This window comes from Shewanella sp. SG41-4, assembly GCF_014164505.1.
In the GTDB taxonomy this organism is placed as follows: domain Bacteria; phylum Pseudomonadota; class Gammaproteobacteria; order Enterobacterales; family Shewanellaceae; genus Shewanella.
In genome coordinates this window covers 1-1632 of sequence record NZ_JACJFI010000547.1, presented here as the reverse complement: position 1 = coordinate 1632, position 1632 = coordinate 1, and the positions used below count along the sequence as shown (strand labels likewise).

The window sequence follows — 1632 nt, the reverse complement described above, 5'->3', positions numbered from 1 at the left end:
AGCGTTTCTTCAGAACCTTTAGCATAATAATGAATCCTCTCCGCCAGACTTAACCCCTGCTCTTGTTCAAGCAATGTTGCGCGGCCTACACATTCTGAAGCAAAGTACTTGGTCAACGTAAAACGTGAAGTTAATTCAAGGTAAAATAAGATGTCCTTGAGATGCAGGTAACTATTTAGGGTTGAATGGACCTCTTTATGCCCCATCAAATGCGATAATATAAACATCTTTTTACGGGTATTAGCTCTGTAGCGTAAACGAGTTTGTAACTGTTGCAGATAGTCGTTATCAAATATCTCATGTTTAAATATGGTTAACTGTGTTCTACCTTTCTTGATAAGGTTAGGATTTAAACGACACCACGTCCAATTGGCAAAACTATGTCGAAGATGATGCACTCGTAAAGTATAGTCCTGCGTATAATGACGTATTAAATCTGTTATTAGCTCATAAGCTTGGTTTACTTGTTTAGCATTATCAAACAAAAGCGCTTTTTTGCTTGCCCCTGTATTTTGATGAATTTGATATCTTTTTCGCAATTTGTTAATAGCCGATTTGGGCCAAAGTGCGTCTAAAGGTAATTCACGACGAGCCGCAGTCGTTTTCAGTGTACGATATTGATTTGGTCTTACCGAAAGTTGTACATAATCAAATTCATCTTTACTTGGTGCATTGACTGCAAATGAAAAGTCTGCCCAGGTTAATTTTGCCGTTTCATTTCTTCTCAATCCGCTAAAAAAGCAGAAACAAAGCAAAAAGTATGCATATTGATAAATCGGATCATCTTCAACATGCTGGATTAGATAGTTGAGCACTTCATCTATATGAGTGGGTGATATTAAATTTGCATCAACTTCACTGGAACTGCCAATAACATCGATATCTGATAAACATAAATCCCGAACCAAGTTTGTGTCTATCAAAAACTGAGCAAAGTAATAGACATACTTTTTGCGTTGAGCAGAGGTAAATAATTCCGCCGCCTCATTCAACTTATTGGCCCAATCCTCACCTGATAACAAGCCAATATCACAGGTACTAAAAAGTGTGATAAATGGTTTACTGAGGCTTTTAACGTAATCGACAGTAGTTGTTACTTTTAAACGACGCTTAAATGTCCCCCCATTTTTTAACAATGAATATAACCATGAACATAATAGCCAAAGGTAAGGATTCGCGATTACATATACAGCATTAAGGGTATCGTTCATGAAAGCTAAATGATTTGCACGAGGTTCTTTTTTTTCATAGAGCAACAACAGCCGTACAAATATCTTATCTAACTGTTTTGACGTGATATCGATATCTATAAAGGTAGCATGTCCACCGATGACTTTTTTCCAAGGTTTAAATGCGTTCGCACCTTCAACACTTGACTCGTAAATATGGGGCTCTGAATTGAGGCATGCTTTGTTTGTTAATAAACGCATGAAAGCATGTTCTGGTAAGGCCTGACTGATACTGGGCAAAAAATACATTTGATACTGCACAGAACCATAGCGTAAAGCGTTGTCGATTTTTCTTAATGTTCTTAATTTAATGATCGATAAATCAGACCAATTAAAGTCAGAAACCGTGTTTAAATACTCTTTTATGCAAGCCGTTACCTTTAATGGTTTGCCTTCTTGTGAA

1 protein-coding gene is annotated in these 1632 nt (G+C 36.9%); it reads right to left on the bottom strand.

Annotation, left to right across the window (positions count from 1 at the left end):
* Positions 1-1632 (bottom strand): tyrosine-type recombinase/integrase (locus H5202_RS22070; protein WP_182773923.1); only part of this gene is annotated, 1632 nt, incomplete at both ends.